This is a genomic window from Rhabdochromatium marinum, assembly GCF_016583795.1.
Lineage (GTDB): Bacteria > Pseudomonadota > Gammaproteobacteria > Chromatiales > Chromatiaceae > Rhabdochromatium > Rhabdochromatium marinum.
Genome location: NZ_NRRS01000065.1, coordinates 1 through 21,870 on the forward strand (window position 1 = coordinate 1; position 21,870 = coordinate 21,870).

Annotated in this window: 11 protein-coding genes and 1 pseudogene; 3 read left to right on the plus strand and 9 right to left on the minus strand. The window is 63.2% G+C overall.

Features of this window, described 5'->3' with window-relative positions; genetic code table 11:
• Positions 1 to 195: 195 nt before the first annotated feature.
• On the minus strand, positions 196 to 516 hold the full coding sequence (locus CKO36_RS14865; protein WP_200285136.1) for a CU044_2847 family protein: 321 nt from the start codon (positions 514 to 516) through the stop codon (positions 196 to 198).
• A gap of 474 nt (positions 517 to 990) precedes the next feature.
• Between CKO36_RS14865 and CKO36_RS20485 the strand changes: the two are divergent.
• A pseudogene (locus tag CKO36_RS20485) lies at positions 991 to 1,153 on the plus strand (IS1595 family transposase); the annotation flags it as partial.
• A gap of 36 nt (positions 1,154 to 1,189) precedes the next feature.
• Entirely contained in the window at positions 1,190 to 5,737 is a 4,548-nt protein-coding gene (locus CKO36_RS14870) for a caspase family protein (RefSeq protein ID WP_200285139.1), read from the plus strand.
• On the opposite strand, the gene CKO36_RS14875 is transcribed toward CKO36_RS14870, so the two are convergent.
• Genes CKO36_RS14875 through CKO36_RS14885 form a run of 3 tightly spaced genes read right to left on the minus strand, consistent with a single transcriptional unit; the run spans position 5,726 to position 9,966 of the window.
• Positions 5,726 to 7,462 carry a hypothetical protein gene (locus CKO36_RS14875; RefSeq protein ID WP_200285141.1) on the minus strand — a complete coding sequence of 579 codons (1,737 nt, stop codon included), beginning with the start codon at positions 7,460 to 7,462 and terminating at the stop codon, positions 5,726 to 5,728. The genes CKO36_RS14870 and CKO36_RS14875 overlap by 12 nt on opposite strands.
• Entirely contained in the window at positions 7,449 to 8,486 is a 1,038-nt protein-coding gene (locus CKO36_RS14880) for a caspase family protein (RefSeq protein ID WP_200285143.1), read from the minus strand. The genes CKO36_RS14875 and CKO36_RS14880 overlap by 14 nt, the downstream gene beginning before the upstream one ends.
• A 22-nt stretch (positions 8,487 to 8,508) precedes the next feature.
• Positions 8,509 to 9,966, minus strand: coding sequence for an alpha/beta hydrolase (locus CKO36_RS14885; RefSeq protein ID WP_200285145.1), 1,458 nt, complete (start codon positions 9,964 to 9,966; stop codon positions 8,509 to 8,511).
• Positions 9,967 to 10,389: 423 nt separating this feature from the next.
• Here CKO36_RS14885 and CKO36_RS14890 point away from each other — a divergent pair, with 423 nt between their 5' ends.
• Positions 10,390 to 11,373 (plus strand): IS481 family transposase, encoded by a 984-nt coding sequence (locus CKO36_RS14890; protein WP_200285147.1) that lies wholly within the window; start codon positions 10,390 to 10,392, stop codon positions 11,371 to 11,373.
• A gap of 127 nt (positions 11,374 to 11,500) precedes the next feature.
• Here the strand turns inward: CKO36_RS14890 and CKO36_RS14895 are convergent, their stop codons facing one another.
• The 5 genes from CKO36_RS14895 to CKO36_RS14915 all read right to left on the minus strand — a co-directional run bounded on the left by CKO36_RS14895 (position 11,501) and on the right by CKO36_RS14915 (position 21,796).
• Positions 11,501 to 13,558 (minus strand): RiPP maturation radical SAM C-methyltransferase, encoded by a 2,058-nt coding sequence (locus CKO36_RS14895; protein ID WP_200285149.1) that lies wholly within the window; start codon positions 13,556 to 13,558, stop codon positions 11,501 to 11,503.
• Positions 13,555 to 15,276 carry a YcaO-like family protein gene (locus tag CKO36_RS14900; RefSeq protein WP_200285151.1) on the minus strand — a complete coding sequence of 574 codons (1,722 nt, stop codon included), beginning with the start codon at positions 15,274 to 15,276 and terminating at the stop codon, positions 13,555 to 13,557. The genes CKO36_RS14895 and CKO36_RS14900 overlap by 4 nt, the downstream gene beginning before the upstream one ends.
• 67 nt (positions 15,277 to 15,343) lie before the next feature.
• Positions 15,344 to 18,355, minus strand: a complete 3,012-nt coding sequence (locus CKO36_RS14905) for an NHLP bacteriocin export ABC transporter permease/ATPase subunit (RefSeq protein WP_200285153.1) — start codon at positions 18,353 to 18,355, stop codon at positions 15,344 to 15,346.
• Complete coding sequence (locus CKO36_RS14910) at positions 18,352 to 20,526, minus strand: NHLP family bacteriocin export ABC transporter peptidase/permease/ATPase subunit (RefSeq protein WP_338053497.1); 2,175 nt, start codon at positions 20,524 to 20,526, stop codon at positions 18,352 to 18,354. Before CKO36_RS14910 ends, CKO36_RS14905 begins: the two co-directional genes overlap by 4 nt.
• Before the next feature lie 19 nt (positions 20,527 to 20,545).
• Entirely contained in the window at positions 20,546 to 21,796 is a 1,251-nt protein-coding gene (locus tag CKO36_RS14915; RefSeq protein ID WP_200285155.1) for an NHLP bacteriocin system secretion protein, read from the minus strand.
• Positions 21,797 to 21,870 lie beyond the last annotated feature (74 nt).

Here is a 21,870-nt window from a genome sequence, read left to right on the forward strand (position 1 = left end):
GGGCGCCAAGATTGTTTTGAGCTTACGTGCATTGGTTCAGTCGACCGGACGCTGGGCGCAATTCTGGGACAAGATCGATCAGTTCGGTGCTCAGCCTTGCTAAGGACATTATTGAAAGGTAGCACCCTGTCGGTCGAGTTGGGACCCGTGATGCGAAAGACCGTCTGCTGCCAGTCCATGCGGGCTCCCGTTGGCCTATTCCGGTGCCTTCGGCCGGACCTTGAGAGTAAAACTGAGATTGGCGCTGCCCGTACCTTGTACAACGAAGAGCTTACCACTGGCTTCAAATCCGAGGCCGAGCTGGATCTCGACTTCGTCGATGGTGAGATCGCGGTTGAGCTCGCTCCACACCGACGCCAACGGCTGGACCGCCTTGAGCAGCAGCTCCTGGGCTTGGTCCATAGCACCCTCTGCCAGCTCGGCCGCGCTGGCGGCAATTTGTTTGGGAGTCTCCTCGGGATTGGAGGACACCTCCACCAGGAGGCCGTCACGCAATTGAATCAACTCAGTGGCCATACGCTTTCCCCACGTTAACCTTACCGACCCGTCGCCGAATTGTCATCGAAAACGCGACGTTTGTCCTTCTTTCGGTCTTAAAGCCTTGCGGCTTTTCACGAACGCATGACATAAGCCATCCACAGATCGAGTGGCGCTCGAGCTGTGTTTGCTTATCAAGGGTGAGTCGTTGTCAAGGCGGATATTTTAGAGCGCGGCCAGGGGTCAGTCCAGCCTGCGATCGAGAGAGCTTCGGCGACCGCTTCCAAGATCGAAAAGTCACCGACCTGCAATCGACCGGTGGCCGCTTGAGAAGCCAGCAATCGACTTGCCTGACTCGGTGATCCTATCGGTCATGCTGACAAGCTGGTGTGCCGACGCAACGCGACTCTCCCTTCGCTTACACCGAGAGTGCGATTTCTACCCTCAAGATGCAGCGAGCGACGCGAGCGGGCCTTGCTGGGTTCACTCCTTGAAAAGTTGTTGCAACCAGCATACGTCAACACCATTAAGGGCGTTTGGTCGCTGCTGTGCTCCTGGCTATGGCCCCACCGGGGAGTCTCCCAGGAAAGGATCACCCCTATATCTGAGCTTTTTTCAATTCGTTCATAATACCTGCGTGCGTGACCAGAGGCCCCTCCCTGCGCTGGTGGTCTAGCTGTTCAAAGATCTGTTTGCGGAGATTCATTGACCCATGACACGCAAGGCCCTACTGCTCGGCATCGACGCCTACGAAGAAGACACGCTGCGGCTGGCCGCCGCCGCGCGGGACGTGCCGGAGCTGGCCAAGGCGCTGGTGCTCGCCGGATTCGACCCGGCGCAGGTACAGTCCGTCGTCGGCGGTGAGGGGCCTTATCTCAGCACCGCCAACCTGCGCAAGCAGATCAAGGGCCTGCTGGCGGATGCCCGGCGCGGCGACGAGGTGCTCGTCTACTTCTCGGGGCACGGCATTGAGCAGGCCGGGCGCCGGTTGCTGCTGCCGCAGGACTTTGATGCCCAGCAGCCCGCAAATGCCGCAGCAATGATCGGCGACACCAGCTTGTACGAGCTGGCCCGGTCCGAGGAATGCGGCGCGGATTCGGTCATCTTCGTCATCGACGCCTGCCGCAACGACTCGCCGCCGGCCACCCTGATCGCCAAGTCGGGGCTGGCAGCATCACCCGCAGAGCCCAACCCCAGCGCCGAGACGCCCAGCATCGCCTTCCTGTTCAGCTGCGGAACCGGCGAGGTCAGCCTCGCCACGGACGGCGACGAGGCCATGAGCTTCTTTACCCACGCGCTGTGCGAGGCGCTGACCGCCGACGATGACTTGAGCACCCTCGACCAACTGCGCCAGGCCGTCCAAGAACGCCTCAATGAGGCCCTGCGGCCCATGGCCAAGCAGCAGACCGTGACCCTGGGCGAGCTCAAATGCACCGGCCGCGGCGGCGAACCGCTGGCGCTGATGCTGAAGGACAACCCCGCCACTCGCTTGCGCCAGCGCATCGAGCGCAGCCGCTGGGTCCGGTGCATCGAGGATGGGGCGTTGCTGCGCATGGTCGCCGCCGCCAGCGACGGCCTCGTCATTCAGCTCAGGGCGCTGATCACCGAGGCGGAGGATCTGTGCCGCACCCAGCGCGAGGCGCTGCCCGCCCAGCGCTGGAGCGACGACGCGATGCCGGCGCGTGCCGTGCAGCGCCTGGAACTGCTGCTGGACCAACAGCCCGAGCCCTGGCTCACGCCAGCGGAGGCGGCCATCGCCATCGCCATCCCGCACCTCTACGAGGCCATCCTCGCTGCGGCCGAGCAGCGCCTGCAGCGCGACGGCAACCCGCTGGCGCTGGACGGCTATGCGCCGGAGTCAAGCCGCATGGCGCTGGCGCTGCGCAACCGCTTCGCCTCCGAGGCCGCCCACGGCCGCCGCCGGGAGCTGCTGCAAAGGCGCGGCCTTGACGCTGCCGCAGACGACCTCGCCGCTTGGCAGATGCTGCGCTTCCTGCACGAGAGTGGTGAACTCTGGGACTATGCCAGCGGTGGCGCCAGCAACCGCAGCTGGCTCGGCCGGGCGCTGGACTCGCTGTTCGCACCAGCACCAATGGCTGAGGTCAGCGCGGACCACCGCGTGCCGCGCGTGCTGGACGGCTGTCGGCTCGTGGCCCTCGCCCGCCTCGCCTTCGCCGGCTTCGATGACATCCAACTGGAAGCCAACCGCGAGCGCGGCCGGCAACTGGAGCGCGACCGCTGCTTCGGCGAGGGCCGGGCGCAGTGGTGCGTGGACGAGGTGAAGCTCGCACACCTGGCCAACCTCGCCTTCGGGCTCGCGCTGGACGCCCGCCGCCTGCCGGCGCTGCTGGCGGAGCACCTGGGCGTGGACCCGCTGGTGACGGCCGAGTCCCTGCGCGCGACGCTCGGCACCGGCGAATGGCACCGCAACGGCGATGGCCTGTCGCTGCGCCTAGACTGCCCGCACGAGGCCCTGGACGCGGCGCTGGAGACGCATGTACGGGACCTCGACGAGCACCTGAGCCGGCTCGGCCGCGAGCAGGTACTGTCCACCGAACTGCTGGTGCACCTGCCCCGGCGCCTGGATGAGAACGTCTCGCCGCCATGCGACGACGACGTGCCGCGCTTCGCCCGGCCGCATCTCAGCTTCACGCTGGACCAGGCACGGGTGCGGGAGCTGTTGATGGGTGAGAACCTCTACGGTGACCCGGCCCTGGCCCTGCGCGAGCTCTACCAGAACGCGCTGGACGCCTGCCGCTACCGCCGCACCCGCGAGCGCTGGCTGCGTCACGAACGCCGGCTCGACGATCAGCAGCCCAGCTACAAGGGCCTGATCAGCTTCCGCGCTGGCAGTGCCAACGGCCGTGCCTACCTCGAGTGCGAGGACAACGGCATCGGCATGACCGAGCGCCACCTGCGCGGCCTGTTCGCCAAGGCCGGCCGGCGCTTCGCCGACAGTCACGAGTTCCACCTGGAGCAGGCGAACTGGGACGCCGCCAGTATCCCGTTCTTCCCGAACAGCCGCTTCGGCATTGGCGTGTTCAGCTATTTCATGCTCGCCGACGAGGTCGTCGTTGAGAGCCGACGGCTGGACGCCGACGGCATCGACCGCGAGCCGGGCATCCGCGCCCGCATCGTCGGCAGCGGTAGCCTATTCCGGCTGCAGCCCTTCAGCGGCGAGCCGCGCGGCACCCGGATCCGGCTGTACCTGAACCGCAGCGACCTAGACCCCGCCAAGCTGCTGGACGGTATCACCGACTGGCTGTGGGTGCCGGAGTTCGATGTCGAGATAGACGGCAGAAGGGTGTTCAGGATGCCTGCGGGAGAGCCTGGACCCGTAATGATGCGGAAATGCGGGCCGCTGATCCCGATTCCCGAGAGTGCCGGGGATGCCGGACAGGTGCGGGTTTGGTGGGGTGTGGGACTGGTTCAACCCCAGCCGGTGCAACATTTCAGACTGGAAGCCAAGTTTCAACTGATGAGTGACGGCATTGCTACCGCCCACGAATCTGGAGACGAGGCCGGCGGATTGGTCATCAATCTCTGTGAGCAATGGCAAGCGAGCCTATCGGTCGAGCGCAATAAGATCATCTTATGGACCGAGGCCGCGACCTGGGTCCGCTGCATCCTGCGGGACTACGGCTGGCTTGTCCTCCGGGATCGGCCGGAATTCGCGCTCGCCACCCTCGGCGAGCTGTTAGAGAAGCATCCCAGCGCCATCTACCGCCTGGATCGGGAGCTGCGTGCTGGGCGAGGCACCGAAGGTGGACGACCCTGGGTCAAAAACCGCGAAAAGGTATCGGATACCGTCGGTCTCTTCGAAGCCGACCTTCTTATCCAATCGAGCTATGACCCGGAGCCGCGCGGCTCCGGGCCGCCAGTTCGATTGAAACCGACGGCTACCGGTCTGTTGAGAGGACGCTCGAAGGCCCTCAAGGCGAGAGGCTTCAGAGCGTCAGCACCATTCGATGCATTGGCGCGGTTCGACACGAACCTCGAGGACCCAGTTATTGGCGCATGGACGCTCCTCACAAGGTTCCTGACCAATCTTAAGGGTACCAACAGCGGCATCTTCACCCCTGCGAGCCCTCTTGATGTCTACTGCGCCGTGAACGCGACCGCGACGCAGCTTGAGATCACTCGTTCGGAAGCGGCAACCATAGCCCGATCATTGGGGACGTTCGGGATACAATTGGACGACCTTAATGAGGCATCTGCGCTCCCGCCACTTACCGAAGTGCAGCTCCGATTGTTGTCACTTAAGAATGACGGTCGAGCACCCTGGTCGGCAGTAATCACGCCTGCCTGCATCATCTGCTCTTCAGTAGTAGCGAACATAACGGTCGAAGAGATGCACGCGCAGGCTGAATCGCTGACGCACCTAGTGCAGGCGGTGCCGGAACTTGCTGCCACGTCGGCCCTCAGGGATCATCTGACGCAGATCCAGGTGGCACTGCTGAACGATAGATACTACCCCTTAGCCGTCACTGGCGATCTGTCGATCACCCGCCTCGCCCGTGTCGCCAAGCGCTTGCACGCACCGATTCGCCAGGTTGTTGCAGAGGCAAGACCGCTGCTCGGCGATGTCGTTCAGGCTCAACAGGCGGAACGACTGGCGCTATTGGCGACACTCCCGGAGACGGCCGTGGATCTACTGGGCGAAGTGAATCTCAACCCGAACCTCTGGACCGGTCGCCTCCACGCGGGCCGACTGATCGCAAAGGCGTTGGCGCAACCGATACCACTTGAGCAGGTGATCAACGATGCCCGGCCGCTGGCAGACTTAGGGATCGAGATTCCGAGGCTGAATCCCGCTGGCGACGTCGAAGCAGCCGATCAACGATGCCTGAAACTGCTCTCGCCCAGCCTAAATGCCGACCATCTGTACCGCAATAACGTCGATCGTGGTCAACTGCTGCGAGCCGCCGTGGAGTGGTCCATCTCCGTCGAGCGCGTCCGGGAAATCGCCGTGCCGCTGAGCAGCCTCAATGTCGAGGTAGCAGATATCAATGCGATGAACAGGTCGATCGCAAGGGACGAGGCTCTGGTGCTCGCATTGCAACCGCTGGACCGATACATTGACTGGGGATGTGGCCGGCTGGACCCCTGGTGGCTAGCAAGCTGCTGCGTTGAGCGCAACAAAGACCCCACCGACTTCCGCAAGCCGCTAGAGCTTTTGCAAGCCTTCGGTATCGACGCCGATGAGTGCCTGCGTTTCACGGATTTTTGCGCCGATGAGGACACTGGATCAACCGGCTGACGAGGCGCCCGGAGACCGGGTCGATTCCCAGGGCTGATCACGGAGCGCAGCAATCCGTTCCTCAATGACCGCCCGCGGCAGGTTCGCCGCGCGGGCCAGCGCCGGGATATCAATGTCGAGCACCCTGCGGCAGGCGCTGTCCAGGGCTTCTTTCACCAGGCTGTCGATCCAGTCGGGCGCACCGCCCTCGGCCGGCGCTGCTGGGTCTTCGGACAGCGCAACGGAGAGGCTGGGGCCGAGCGGTGTGGCCTCGGCGGCAGGCGCCAGGGACTTGGTGACGATGCTGTCGAGGTCGAGCCGGTCCAGGTGTCGGCGTAGTCCATCGACGGGGCGTCCGACCCTGAAGCCAGGCAGGCCTGTCATCATTCGAGGCGCCTCGCTGCGCAGGGCATCGAAGACCGCCTCCATCCGCGCATTGCGGCTTGCCACCTCCCGCCTTGGGGCCATTGAGTCCGAGGACAGGTCGAAATCCTCGACGGTGTCGAGGAAGACCACATCCCGGTTGTTCGGCAGCAGGTAGGGCCGCGCGGTGTGCTCGGGCCTGGGCTTGGCGTGGGTCTGCACCGGTGGGCTCCAGGTGGTCCAGGCGCTGTCCGCGCGCTGAAAGCGGCTGATCCAGCTCAGGATGCCGTCCGCAGGTATTAGGCCGCCGAGGTCGGCATCGGCGTCGATGACGGCGCGCAGGCCGGCGCGGAGCATCGGCGGCTCAACGAAGGGCTCCTGCGGGGGCCGATTACCGCCCAGGCGCTGCCAGGCGCGCCATTGGAGCGCGCGCACGTCGGGCACGTCGCCGAGCAGGTTATAGCGCAGGTTGTCGAGCACGATATGCAGGTTGTCGGGGCTGGACTCGGGGGCCATCAGCAACAGGTGGGCACCGATGAGTCCGAGCATCGGATCGCGGAAGTTGCCGTTGAAAAGTTCCCGGCGCATCGCGCCGGGCAACAGATCGCGGCCCTGGCGCAGGCCGAGCAGACCCATGTCGGTGCTCTGGGCGTAGCCGCTGTTCGGGTCGAAGGGCACGCCGCAGTTCAGCAGCAGGATACTGGCCCGCTCCACCTGCGGGTGGCCATCGAAGGGTACGTAGACCTGGGTGTCCCAGTCGTCGAACAGGGTCAGCGCGATGGCGCGGCTGCCGGAGGGGTCCATCCAGCGCAGCCGGTAGAAGCCGGGGGGTAGACGGCGCGAGAAGGCGAGCCAGCCGTCGGCGGCGTCGGCCTGGGTGTGCTCTTCGCCGAACAGGGACAGGATGGCGCCGTCACGGTCGCAGAGTTCGAGCCCGTTGCCGACCCAGACGCCTGCGGCAGCCTCGCGGGAGGAGGCGCGGACGAAGATGAAGAGCCGCGGGTCGTCGCCAGCGCCGGTGATCGACAGCGGCCCGCTGCCGGTATCTGCGGCGCTCCAGGTTTGGGCCGGCTCGCGGTAGTAGTGCGCTGCGGTGCTGCTGTCGCTGGTGGGCAGTGCGGAGCGCCGCTGCGGCGCCGCGATGACGCGGTCCACCGGCGCCTCGGGGCCGTGCCGAAGAACCACGTCAGCGATGAGTTCGCCGCGCCGCACACGCACCGGGTATAGACCGGGCGGCAGATCGCATTGTAGCTCGCCGTCTGCCGCAGCGAGCGGCCGATTACGGCCGTCGCTGACCCGGATGCGGCTCAGCCGATCAATGCGGCCGTCCAGCTCGACCTGGATGCGGAACGGATAGGTGACGCCGGGCTCAGAAGCGGACATGGTTCACCTCGTCGCGCGTGCGCTGCACGAAGAACCGCTCCTCGCCGGTGGCAAGGTCCTCCAGGCGGTGATGGCCCATGTCGAGCCGCAGCGCCCAGGGGCCGGTGTCCACGGCATCCTCGCGCAGCACCGCGAGCTGCGGAGACTCCAGCCGTACTGGCCCTTGGCGGCCGTCGATGAAGCGGATCTCGCAGTTGGCGGCAGGCCCGGACATCGGATCCGGCAGGCGCGACCCGAACAACGCCGGTGGGTCCGCAGGTAGGCTGGAGACCACCTCCACCTGCTGGCGCTGCCCATGGGCATCGGCCATTTCCGGTACCCGATGCTCCAGGTACTCTTTCAGATCTGCGGCGACGACGCCACCCTGCGGCTGCCCCGTTGCCGCGCCCCGCAGACCCTCCAGCAGCGCGGCGGTCAGGTGACCCCGGACGCGCTCGCCGCCGGCGCGGTCCTCGAACGCGGCTTGCTGGAACTCGGTGGCATAGGCGATGAAACAGCGGCTGCCGCCGGCGCTTTCATCCGGTCGGACGCAGTTCAGCTCGCTGCCGAGGCCGGTGGCCGCGATCTCGCGCAGACGGCAGCAATCGAGGATGACGACGACCTCCCGAAAACGCATGCACTGGTGAAACAGTCGCCGATACTGGCCGCTGCTCAAGGCCGCTTGGCGGCGGCGGAAGGACCAGTTGGCCATGCACAGCGAGACATCGTCGATCTGTTCGGCGTGGCCGTGGCCGCTGAAGTAGAAGTAGAAGCGCCGTGGCTCCGGGACCAGCTGCGCGGCGTCCCAGAGCCGCTCCAGGGCGGTGTCTACCGCATCCCGCGCCGGGCGTAACGGCGAGGCGGTGGAGAGGATGATCTCGCAGTGCGAGGCGGGCAGGCCGCCGCCGCCCTCGTGGTCGATCAGCCAGCCGGCGAAGTCGCGGGCATCATCCACTGCGCCTTGCAGGTTATTGCCACCGACCCCGTAGGCGGGGTAGTCGTTGATGCCGATCACCAGGGCGAAGTCGTTGGCCTGCTCGGACATGGTCGTACCTTGGGGCCGCGCGTCAGGCGTCGATGAGCCAGCAGACGCTCCGCATGGTCTCGTCGTCTTCGGTGAAGCCGCCGTGCTTGACGGCAGCGGAGCGCAGGCCCGGCGCTGCGCTATCGGCGGTGATAGACAGCACCAGCCGATCCGCGTCCCGAGCCTTGAGCCAGTTGGCGGTTTCCACCAACTCGGTGCCGTCGAATGGCGGTTCAGCCGTCAGATAGCGCTCCATGCCGAGGATAGGGCAATCGGTCTGGTCCGGTTCCAGCACCCCGGAGATCAGGTACAGCAGCGAGCGGGTGTAGACGAAGTCGACCAGGGTATCCTTGCGCTCGTAGGCGTCCTGCATGGTGAAGATGCGCAGGCGCTCGCAACGGCCCGGCGCCGCCAGCATTGCCTTGTAGAAGAGGTCGCTGCGCACCGCCGGGGCGAGCAGCATGACGTTGCGAATACGCACACCGATGCTGTCCGCCGCATTGGCCTCCAGCAGGTGGCAAATGGCGATGGAGCCAGCGCTGTGGCCAACCAGATCCACCAGGAAGCCCGGTCGCGCGCGCTGCAGTTCCGCAAGCTCTTCCAGGAACAAGCGGCCCGGATGGCTGTCGCGGTCGAGGTCGGGGCCGTTCGGCAGCCACATCTGTCGAGCGACCTCTTTCATGCTGCCCCACATCCAGGCACCGAAATCGTCCAGGTAGAGCTCGCGGACGGTTTCCTCAATCAGGGTCGGATAGAAGCCGTGATCACGGCCGCGCGACCAGCGCCCCAGGCAACGGACCACCACGCGCGCCAGCGCAGCGGCGAGGGTGAGAATGCTGATGGGGCCGCGGGCTCCCGGCGCTGTGGGAGCAGCGAGGCCCTCCGGTAGGCGTTCGGCACCCCGGTCGCGGGCTTGGAGCATGTCGCGCAGTTCGGGGTCGGCGCTCAGCGACTCCTCCAGCTCGGCCTCAAGCTGCTTCTGCAGCTGCGCCTGCGGCGGCAAGGCACCGCCCCTGGCCCCTGCAACCGTCGCATCCAGGTCATCAAAAGGTCGCTTCTTGGCCAGCTCTGCGGCGATGTCGGCGTCGCTCGGCTCCAACCTGGCGCCCCGCGCGCCCACCTGCACACCGGCGTACTTGGCGAGCTTCCTGGCCAACAGCGCGATGATCCGCTGGAACACCTTAGTCTCGTGGATCTCACCCAGGTTACGCCACAAGGTTTCCAGCGCACCGGTCTCCCAGATGAAGAAGACCGGGTGGGCGGTAGTAGTGCTATAGTAGTCGCGCAAGATACGCTCCGCACTTTGTGTGCCTCGATCCTCCGGCACGAGTCCGCCATGGAAGTGCACCACCATGCGGTTGGTGTCCGCTGTTCGCAGGTAAGCGAACAGCGCCCGGATGTCATCAGGAGAGGTCGTAAGCGAGCCGCTGGAGCAGAAGCTCCCGTGCGGACCAACATTCACATAGTTGCGTGGGTCGAGGGTTGGTTGCGGATCGTTCATCGTCATCGCTCCAGTTAGCTTGGGGAATGCCGCAGGCAACCGCGCGCCGGTCCTTGCCCGGAGAGCTGTCGCAACTCGAATTCTACGACGATACTTCAAGTTTATCCCGGATAGCGCGTTGAGCCGGATCACATTGACGTGTAATCAAGTGCTATCGGCGGGCAGGGCTATTGCATCAAGTTTTACTAATATTCGTAACCGCTAATATAGGGCTCGCTTTTTCGTGCAAAGCCCAATGAACGGTGACTCTTGCATCACTGTCCCGTCCCGTGTGATTATTTGCCAAAGAGGAGCCATCCTTTGTTCCTCGCTCGAGCAGTTCTTGAAGCACTGATCGCCGAGCTCAAGGCGGATTGCCTAGAGGCTGAACGACCCCTATCTCGACCAGCAACCAGCGACGATCAGACCATGGAGGCATGAACGATGCAGGTTCGACTTCATAAAAACGCCCGCACCACCCCGGCCGTTCGTGCGGAGCTGCGCGCCTCGACGTTGCCCAACGAAGTGCTGGCGCGCCAGTATGGCATTTCTCTCCTCACGGTCGCGAAGTGGCGCGGGCGTGAGTCCACCGAGGATGCCTCCCATTGTCCCAAGCGCCTGCAAGCCAACCTGACACCGGCGCAGGAGACCATCGTGGTGGAACTGCGCAAGACATTGCTGCTGCCCCTTGATGATCTGCTGGCTGTCACAAAGGGATTTATCAACGAGACAGTCTCACGCTCAGGCCTGGATCGCTGTCTGCGCCGCCACGGAGTTTCCAACCTCAAGGCCCTAGTGCCGGCCGAGGACAACTCCAAGGACACGGCGAAGAAGAAGACCTTCAAGGACTACGCACCCGGCTTTGTCCATGTCGATATCAAGTATCTCCCGCAGATGCCCGATGAGTGCGCGCGTCAGTACTTGTTCGTCGCCATCGACCGCGCGACCCGGTGGGTCTATGTCGAGATCCTCCCCACCAAGTCGGCCCAGCATGCACAAGCGTTTCTCAAACGCTTGATCGACGCCGCTCCCTTCAATATCACCAAGGTGCTCACGGACAACGGCAAGGAGTTTACCGACCGCTTTTGCGCCACCGGTCAGCGCGAGCCAACTGGCAAGCATGTCTTCGACAAGCTCTGCCAACGCCACGCGATCGAGCATCGCTTGATCAAACCACGTCACCCACAAACCAATGGCATGGTTGAGCGCTTCAACGGCCGCATCGCCGAGGTGCTTCAAACCACACGCTTTTGCTCGGGGGAGCAGCTCTCAGAGACCCTCCACCGCTATGTCAGGCTCTACAACCAACAGATCCCTCAACGCGCGTTGGGCCATGTCGCCCCCATCCAGGCGTTAAAACAATGGTACGAACGCGAGCCAGAATTGTTTTCAAAGCGGCCTTACAATCTTCCGGGACTTGACAGCTAACGACAGCGGGGGTCAGTGCGAATCATCGACCGCATTTCCACCGATGGCTGCGGTTTTTCCTGGATTTCTGCGTGAATTTGCATCAATCCCATTGCAAAGGCGATGAGCAGCCGTGACCTGAGACAGCTCAGTGGCTTGCAACGCCTAGCCATTGGGAGCGGATTCGCCCGCCGGGAAAATCCTGATGTTTGGGCAGCGCGGGCTGCTCACCGCGAATCGCAAGACTGATCAAACGCCCGTCGAGTACGATGACGAGCCGCGTTTCGAGCAGCTCTGTGCATAATGTATCGAGTTGCTGGTCCGTGAGCCGCAAACCTGGACCTTGCGGTGGCGCGTGTTCCAAAGCAGATTGCACATCCTCCAAGCGGGGCGCCGAGTCGCCGAGTCGATACAATGCATCGAGCGGGCCGCGCAGCCGATGCTGGCGACTGACCGCGCAGTGGCGTGTATCCAGAATATCGAGGCCATCCCCGGTATCAGCACGCGCCAAAATCGGTTGCAGAGGCGAACGGAAAAAAGCATTCAGCCAATTCGTGGTTACATCGCACAGGTGCGCCACGCCGGGTGGTGGCCGAAAGTCGAAATGGCCGGTCGGAGCGAAACGACCTTCCGCGTCGATCGGCACCGGATCATGCTCAAAGAAATACGACAACTCCATGAGATCGTCTTCCGGCAGCGGATACACCAAAGGCATGGCAGGATGGGGGCGCAATCGCAAGCCATAGGCTTGCGGATCGCGGTGATAATCGCTGAAGCGGTCGAATCGCAACCGCAAAACCACACCGGGTACCAGATGCTCGATCGCCGGCAACCATTCCGCCGTTTCCTGATACCAGTGATCCTGCTCTCCCGGCATGCCCCACAGCAGGTTGTACGTGCTCAGAATGCCAAACTCCCGTGTCCACTTGAGCAACTGAACATTCTGCCAGGCCTCCACCCCTTTGTTCATCAGGCGCAGTAATTCCGTGTGCAGACCTTCCACGCCAACCTGCACATAATGGATGCCCGCTGCGGCCAGGGCGCCAACTTGATCACGGGACAGGCCCGCGCGAATTTCGCAAAACAACCGCCGGTTGGAACCGGATTCCCGCAGGTGGGCGGTCAGCTCGCGCAGTAACCGCTGTGGCGGCACATTGTCGAGCAGCTCAAAATCACGGCACTGGTGGCGGGCTTCCAGGTGGTTCATCTCATCGATCACCCGTGCGGTGCGCTTGCTGCGTTGACGCAGGCGTTCACCGTTCAGACCGCAGAAGCTGCAGCGTCCCCACCAACAGCCCCGCGAGCCCTCAATCGGCAGCCCCGGGCGAATATTGGACTCCAGTCCCAGGCGACGGACCCAGTCGAAAAATGCCTGGTAATTGGGGATTGGACCGGAGTTGAGGTCGGTGCAGAGTGCAAACCGCTCCTTGTGGGGGCGCTGATCGCCCGACTCGCTGCGCTGGCGGTTGATCGGACCCCAGACGCCGGCGGCCAGCGCCTCATGCGGAATCTCCCGTCCATGCTCCAGGATCTGTCGCACCAGTGGCGCAATCAGGTCTTCGCCTTCGCCGCAGACGACATAATCGACCCAGGGAAAGCAGCGATGGGTGGCTAACCCCATCGGCCCCTCGCAGTTGGCCCCGCCGAGCAGCGTGATCACCTCGGGCGCCAACCGTCGGACTTCCTTGAGGATGGCCAGCGAGGCACCATGCTGTTGAAAGTTCGAGCTGCAAGCGATAATGCGTGCGCGCGTGGCCAGCAAGTAGTTTGCCGCCAAGCCAACGAACTCGGTGGCCTGGCGACGATAATTCCGGCAGCTGTCGATGACACGCTGTGCGGCTGCGGCGTCGGGCTCCGGCGTGCCCAGGATATAGCGCGCTAGCGCATTCAAATAAGCGCGGTCGGCGGCGGGTCTGGAACCAAAGGCCGCCGCGCCGAACAACCAGTCGCCAAAATAGAACTTGAGATAGCGATAGGGTCGGTCGTGGGTGCGGCTGCCATGGCGCTTGGCAAACCACAGGTTGAAATAACAGCTCTGGGTGGCAATACCGGCCTCATCCAACGCGGCCTGCAACAACCCCAACGCCGGCAAGGGCCGCGACAGGGGCGCGAATGGCATGGACACCAGACAGACGGTGGATGTCGATGGATGCGGGCCAACCAGATCCGCGCCGGTGGCTGTCCGGTGACTCTGAGACTGATTCATTGGGTGTAAAAGCTGGCGAGCATGGCTGCGATGCGATCAGTGTATGCCGGATCATCCGCTGCTTGCAGCGGATTGGTCGCTGGCGAACCCACAAGCGACACGCACTCGGAGACAGCCGGCGCTTGTAATGCCTCCAGTAAGGCTTCCCACGACCCCTCGCGCGCCAGGCCAGCCAGCCGTTGGTACAGCGCGCGCAGCGCAGGGTGCATCAGCGCCAGTGTCTCGCAGCAGGCGGCAAATCCCTGCGCATCCTGCGCACGCAACAACAGCGGCGCGAGCAGCTCCGGAATTCGCAGCGCCTGCCGCGGCAAGCCGGTGGTATGCACCATCAGGCTGTGATGCTGACGCATATGATCGATCAACTTGGCCGCCATGGCCTGCCCGGCGCGCGCGTCGGTCAGCCAGGCATCGTTGAGATAGAAGTCGCGTCCGGCAACGCAGAAATCGTCGCTGATGGCGGCGAGGCGCTGCAAATCCAGCCCAGGTTCGCGGTCAAGCCGACACAAAATGGTCGAGAGACCCGGCGCCACCACACGCACGGTGGGAAATTGCAGGACCGGGTGGGTCAGATCCACCACCATGAGTTCGCTGCCGAGCCGCGCGCAGCATTGCTCAAGTTCAGCGATTTCCGCGCCACAGTCGCGGTCCGGCGGCGCGGACGGGAAACGGACCGACCGGCCCGGCGCCAGAAACTCCAGATCGCCCGGATACTCATAACTGCGCAGCAGCGGATACAGTGGATTGGTTCCGCCCGCCTGCTCTGGCAAGTGTTTAAACAGCCGCTGCCACAGAATGTCGTAAGGATTACTGGCATCGGCCGCGAACACCCGCCAGCGGCTCTGACTTTCTTCGGTCAAACAGCGAATCAGCGCTTCACGCGGTTGCGGCGAGGCGGCGACGCGAAACCGTTGATGGGCATACGCCGTCTTGAGCGGATTCTCGGCATCCTGCAGGCGCGGGTCAGTGATCATCAAGCCAATACAGGGCAACCCCTGACCGAGCGAAAAATCCTTGATCTTCCAGTCGATCTTGCACTCCGTGCAATAACGCAAAAAGGCCGCGACGGCCGGGTCATCGGGCAGCGTACTTGGGTCGATGGTCGGCAATTCCGGCTGCTCAATGATCGCGGTCACTGCCGCGAAGCGCTCCAGTACCTCGCACAGGCCCTGGATGATGGCTTCTTCGAGTGTATTTCCGGCCGCCAGACCATTGGTGCCGGACAGCCGTTCGATCAGCGGCCATGGAAGCTGCACCGACGCATCGCGACTCAACGACCAGCCGCTGACCCAGTGCTGACTGAGCGGGTCAGCCGCAAGCCGGTCTACGGTGGCGGTATCCGCGCGCTTGGGCGCGATCAGCGGACCCAGGGGAATCGCCCGGTCCATGTCGGCGGCGGCGCCCTGCTGATAACCCGGCAGGTAGTCGCCATGACCAAAGCGCGCATAACCCGGAATTGCGGTTGCATCCGGCAACGCCTGACGATAGCGCAAGCGGCGAAAGTACAACCCCGCCGAGTACCGCTCCGCCAGTTCCGCCAGAGCGCTGGCCCGCGCCAGCTCGGGCGAGATACCCTTGCCGGCCGCTTCCATGCCAAATTCCGCGCAGCGCACGCGCACCCAACTCAGCTCCCGATGCCCGCCGAGGGCGCCGGATGTTTCCGTGACCTCTAGGCCGAGCCGCGCGAAGCCGGCTTGAATACGCGCAATGGTGTCGCTCACCGGCGCGCACTTAAAGGTTTTCGCGTCCCGTCTTCGGGTGCTGGTGTGTGGATTCACTGCATCGACCTCACAGCATCTGCCGCCGCGCCATGGCCGCAAACAGACCATCCGCCGCCAACAGTGTCGGATAATCGCCTTCTTCAACCACGCGCCCCTGATCCAGCACATAGATGCGATCTGCATGCATGATGGTGCTCAGGCGATGCGCGATCACAATGCGCGTGCTATTGAGCGTCTCAAGCCCCTCGGTGACCGCCTGCTGACTGCGGTTATCAAGCGCGCTGGTCGCCTCGTCGAAAATCAGCACTCGCGGGCGATGCACCAGCGCCCGGGCGATCATCAGCCGCTGGCGCTGCCCGCCGGAAAAGGTCGTTGCGCCCTCGCTGACATGCGTCTCCAGCCCCATGGGCAGTGCTTCAATGTCATCGGCCAGCCCAGCCAGACGCACCGCTTCCATCACTTGCTCGCGGCTGAGCTGCGCGCCACCGGCAATGTTCTGGTAGATCGACCCCGACAGCAGCACGCCGCTTTGCAGCACCACGCCAAAGCCGCGCCGCATCGCGTGTTTGTTCAGATGCACAATGTCCTTGCCATCGAGAAACACTGAGCCGCTCTCGGGTGTCTCGAAGCCGAGGATCAACCGCACCAGAGATGATTTCCCGGCGCCCGATGGGCCAACGACCGCGATCATCTCGCGCGGGGCCGCACGCAGGCTAACGCCATTGAGCACTGGCGCGGCGTCTGGGTGATAGCGGAACACCAGGCCCTCGACCGCAACCTCGCCCTGAATGTCTCCCGGATCAGCCGCGCCCTCGCTCTGCTCAGTCGGCGTCGTGAGAATGGGCTCGACCCGCTCATAATAGGCCGGCAGAATGCTCAGGCGCACTAGCATAGAAATCAGCCCGAAGACGCCACCGACGAATTGCCCCAGCGCGACATGAAAGGCCACGAAGCGCCCGGTCGGCATGATCTCTTGCAGCTGTCGGCTGTCGAGCTGCGCCCAATCCGACGGTGTCTGATAAAAGGCCAACAGATCATGTCCCTGCCAACTGATCGCTACAATCACCGCGACCATGGTGAAATGCGAAAAACCGGATTTGAACACCGTCAGTAGGTTTTCTAACCGCTGCTGATCGAAACTGACCTGCTGCAAGCGGGCATACAAATCCCCCCAATGCGCAAAAGCCGCCGGCTCCGCTCCGGCCACGCGCAATTTCGTCAGGCCATCAAGCAGACGCAGCACCACCCCCTGCAGATGGCCTTCAAGCTTTAGGATGTCGCGATTTTTGGCCATCACCTTGCGCCCGGCATAGACGGCAATGACCGCATAGAGCAGCACCACGACCAGCACCGCCAGGGTGACCCGCCAGTCGTAATAAAACAGCAGGGCCAGACTGAACATCGCAATCATCCCATGGGTAATGCCGGACAACGCGACATCGGAAAGCACCTTGCGCATCGCATCAACGCTCATGGCGCGATTGGCCAGATCGCCGGCTGCAAATTCATGAAAGAACCGCGCCGGCAGCTTCAGCAAGCGATCCCAGACCGCCGTCTGCACCGAGGTCGTCACGCGTCCCTCAATGCGCAGCAAATACAGCCCTTGCAAGAGTCCGAAACCATGACGCGCCCAGCCGGCGGCCAGAATCGCCAGCACCACCACCAACAACTGATCGGTTGCAGCCAACGGGATGATCGGATCAAATACCCGCTGACTCAGCGTTGGCATGGCCAGCGACAGCAAGCCGCTCAGCACAATCAGCGCCACCACAAACCAGGCATCGGAACTGAGCCGCCGCAAGCCGAAGCGCAGCACCTCCGGTGCGCGCAGCGCGCCGTCTGGAAAGGGTCGGTAGAACATCCGTGCCTCGCTGCGGAAACGAGCGACCAGACGGTGATCAACCGGTGTCCGTGTCCCGGTGGCAGGATCAATGGCGTGATAGCGGCCTTTGCGACCCGGTAGGAGCAGACACGGCGCCTCCTGCTCGGTCAGGGTGGCCAGGAGTGGTTCCTGAGCATCCCGCCACCAATCCCCCTCCAAGGTCACCGTGCGCACAAAGAGACCAGCCCGTTGCGCCAGAGCCAACATTGGGTCATCCGTGTTCATCGCTTCTCGAAGCTGGTCTTCATCCGGGCGTGGACAACCAAAATCGTCCATGACCAGCCAGAGCACGTTAATCAAAGGCTCGGCAGAGGGAGCGGGCAAACGCCCCCGACGCAAGCCGAGAATGCCCCCGAGCGACCACAGCGAAGCCTCAACGCTTCTTTCATGTGCCTCCTGCGTCTGGGCAATGCACGTCCCTTCCCGTGCTTCATCCTCCCGTACCCTGGCCAGCCTCAAGGTGAGCAGCCAGCTCAGTACCTCGGCCAGCGCCTGACTCAGTGCGCCGCGCGCCAATAGCTCCGGCGAGCGCTCGACCCTGCAGTGACAGTCGCGAGTCGCTTGCAGCCACAGCTTTCCGATCAGCAGGAAACAGTCTGGCGGGTGGCGGCTTCCGGTCGTTCCATTCACAGGAGATATTTCGTTTTCATCGTCTCCCAACGGAGACAAACAACCCGCTGGAGCAGACACCCACAAGACCTGCAAATGCCCGGTTGCCACAGACTCTCCAGTCCGCAATGCGCAGTTCCCAGGTGCGGGCTTGCGGACCCGCGACGGGGGTTGGGGAAGCCAGTCCGCTCCGGCAACAGCCTGAAGCATGGCATCAACGGCTGAAATCAAAACCTCGGACTGGCGCGCATCGGGCGGCGTCTGCTCCAGCACATCGTCGGGTAGATCCGCCAGGCGGGCGCCCTGACGTGGCACCGCCAGCAGTTGCATCGACGCCATATCCAGCCACGTCGGGTCCAGATCCAGGCACAGGCAGCCGGCAGTCAGTGTCGTCAGATAATGACGGCGCCCCATGTTTGGTCCATCGCTGCGCAACAGAAAGAGATCCAATGCACCGGTCAGGATCAGCCTGGGCGGGTGTGAGACGCCCAGCCGAAAGGTTTCACGCCGTCCCAGCTCCGGGTATTTCCGGAGATCCAAACCCAAAATTTCCAGGACTTCGCTTAGGGCAAATCCGGGTTGACTCATTGCGCTTGCACCAGGCGGAAGTAGGCGCCGCGCGCGGCCACCAGGGCCGCATGATCACCACGCTCAACAACTTTGCCGCGTTCCAGCACGATGATCTCATCACTGTCTCTGATCGTACTCAATCGATGCGCGATGAGAATGCAGGTGATCCCACGTCGGCGCAGATTGTTATCAATCTGCTGTTCCGTCAGTGGCTCCAAAGCTGCTGTTGCTTCATCAAGAATGATCACACTGGGATTGCGCGTCAGCGCCCGGGCGATTTCCAGACGTTGCGCTTGCCCGCCACTGAATGCCGGAGCCGCAATACCGACTTCACTGCCATAGCCGCCAGCACGGGCGGCAATCACTTCATGGATACAGGCGTCCCGAGCCGCGCGTACCACATCCGCTTCACTGATACTAGGATCCCAGAGTCGCAGGTTATCCAGCACCGTGCCAGGAAACAGCTTGATGTCCTGATCGACCGCCGCAACCGATGCGGTAAAGCGGTCGCGCGCAATCTCGGCCAGCGGACAGCCGTCGTAGAGAATCTCACCACTGCTCGGCGGATAAAGTCCCAGCAACAAGCGCCCGATGGTCGATTTGCCGCTGCCGGAAGTACCGACCAAAGCGATCCGTTGCCCCGGTTCGACTTCCAGACTCAAGCCGTCGATCAGGGGCGCGTCCAGATGACTGTAGCCGAACACAAGATTTCGCACACTAATGCGGCCAGTCAGCAAGGGTTCAGCAGCGGGCGGCTCCAGAGCAGGCGCTTGCCGCGCCCTGAGGCTTGCCGTCAACAGCGGATCGCTCGGATAGTCGAGCACATCGTTGATGCGCAGGAGTTCGCCGCGCGCCGTCTGCAGGGTTCCGGTGAAACCGACCAAATGCGACACCGGGCCGGTGACATGCGACATCATGCTCTGAAAGGCAATGAGCGCCCCGACCGACAGATGGCCATCAATGATCAAGAGCCCCCCCAATCCAAGCACCAGGGATGTCAGGCCTTGATTCAGTAACGAGGGCGCGAGCGACAAGAGCCGCGAGCTGACCCCGAGCGACTGCTGGGAATTGATCATCAGCGTCTGGTGACCCGACCAGGAGGCGAAAAAATCCCGCTCGCTGCCGCTGGCCTTCAGAGTATCCATGGCTTGCAGACCGGCCATGGCTACACCCGTCAGCTTGCCGCTCTGTTTGAGCAAACGGCTGTTGATGTCGGCCAGCTGCGTGCGCATTCGTGCAGCGATGCCCAGACCCGCCAGCGAAAACGCCACCACGATCAGCGTCAATTCAACGCTGTAGACCAGCATCACCAGCAAATAGAAACCGATCATCAGCAGATTGGACAGCGTCGAGGACAGGGGGCCCGACAACAATGACGCCAGACGATGACAGGACTGCACCCGCGCGGCCACATCGCCGACATAGCGCTGGGTGTAGAAGACCACTGGCACCCGCAGCACATGCCAAAAGAATTGGCTCGCTGACGAGATCGCCAGGCGGGTGCGCAGTAACAAAAGATAGCGTTGTTGAATCCAGGTGGTCAGAATCGAAAACACGGCGACCAGAGTCAGTCCGACCAGCAGCGGCAAAACCCAGCTATTGGCTCCGCGCACCAGGACATCGTCGATAAAGGTCTTGAGCAGCGCCGGCAGCAGCAGACCGGGCACCACCAGCATCAGGGTTGCGATCAAGGCGATTGACAGCAGCCCCTGCGCACCATGCAAGCGCGCGCGCAATGCCTGGAACAGACTTGCACGCCGGCCACCCGGCTGAAACTCAGGCCCCGGCAGCATCTGCAGAGCAATCCCGGTGAAGCTGTCGCTAAACTCCTGATGACTGACTCGGCGCGGGCCGACGGCTGGATCGTTCAGATAGACATATCTGTGATCATGGCCCTCAAACACCACGAAGTGATTGAAATTCCAGAACACGATAAAAGGCGGCGGCAGCGCCAGCACCGCCTCCAGATCGAGCTTCAATCCCTGGCTATTGAGTCCATAATGGCGCGCCGCCTTGACAATATTGCTGGCCTTGGCGCCATCGCGCGACACACCGGTCTCGACGCGCAGGGTTTCGAGCGGCTCCCAGCGCCCATAGTGCGCCAGCATGATGCCGAGCGCGGCGGCTCCGCACTCAACAGCCTCCATCTGCAAGATGGTCGGGGTGCGAATGCGTTGCGCGCGTATCACGGGGACGGATGCTCAAACATCAGTTGCGGGTCCATGCCTCGAACAGTGGAATCACAAACTCCATCGGCCGCTCCTCGCGCACCACCACGGAAACCTCAGCGGTATCGCCTGGTGTGATCTTAACGGGCGGACCTTGCGAAGAGGTCCATTGCAGACCGCTTTCGGTCTTGTCATCCGCGATCAGCGTCAGGGTGACGCTGATTGGCGCCCCTCCCTGCAACAGGGTTTGCACCAGGGTCGGATTGCCCAGGCGCGCGACCAGGGCATCCTGGGTAACCGGCAACAGGCTCACGGCTTCAACCCGGGCGCGCAGACTGCCATAGCGGTCGCGTTCAACCGACAGGGGTGACACCTCGGCCTGCATGCCGGGATTGATCTGCTTGCCTGATCCCACGGCAAAATAGCCAACCGCGTTCAGGGTCTTGCCCCATTGTTCGACCACGGCAACCAGTTGCCCGACTTCAATCAGGCTGCCTGGGGCGACATCCAGCTCCGTCACCACGCCAGCCACCGGCGCGGTGATGGTCTGTTCGCTGCCCAGCGTGGCCACAAGGCGCTTCACCGGCGCCTCAGCCTGTTCAACCGCCGTGCGCAACGCCAGCTCCTGCTGGCGGTTTTGATTTTCAGATTCGCTCAGCGACAGCCGATTCTGCGCGATCTGATCACGCGCCTTAGCGATGGCCTGGGTGGTGGAAAACAGACTTGACCGGGTCGATTCGACCTGCTGACGAGTGTAATACCCTTTTTTAAGCGCGGCGCTCTGAGTGTCGAGCAGTTCCTGCAGGAAACTCAGCTGCTGCTGACTGTCCTGAATCACCGATTGCAGGGTCTGTTCCAACTCGGTTGTGGTACGACGACGCAGCTCAGTATCTTCCTGCAGAAATTTCGACTGCGTGTCGTATTGCTCCTGAGCCAGGCGTAGCGCCGCCTGCGCACTGACCAGCTCCGCCTCATCGACCGGCAACGCCAGAATGGCGACCGGATCCCCGGCGGCCACTCGCGCCCCGGCACGAACCGCAACTGAGCGCACCGTACCTGCGGCCTGCGCCTGCAAGCGATAGGTCTGCACCTCGGCCAGGGTGATCACACCCATACCGTTAACACGGATCGGGATACGCCCCAGCACACCCCAGGCAACCGCCAGCACTATCAGCAGCCCCAGAATCCCGAGCAGCATCCAGGCGCCCGGATGCGTCAGGTGTAGCATGGCATCGAGCTGCTCGGGACTGCGCATCCGCCGCAGGGCTTCCGGTCGGTAGAGGTCCGTCATGGAAATATTACCAATGCCAACGCGATTCGCAGCGTGCACCGGCCACGCGGGTATCAAGACCCACAGGGCCGGAT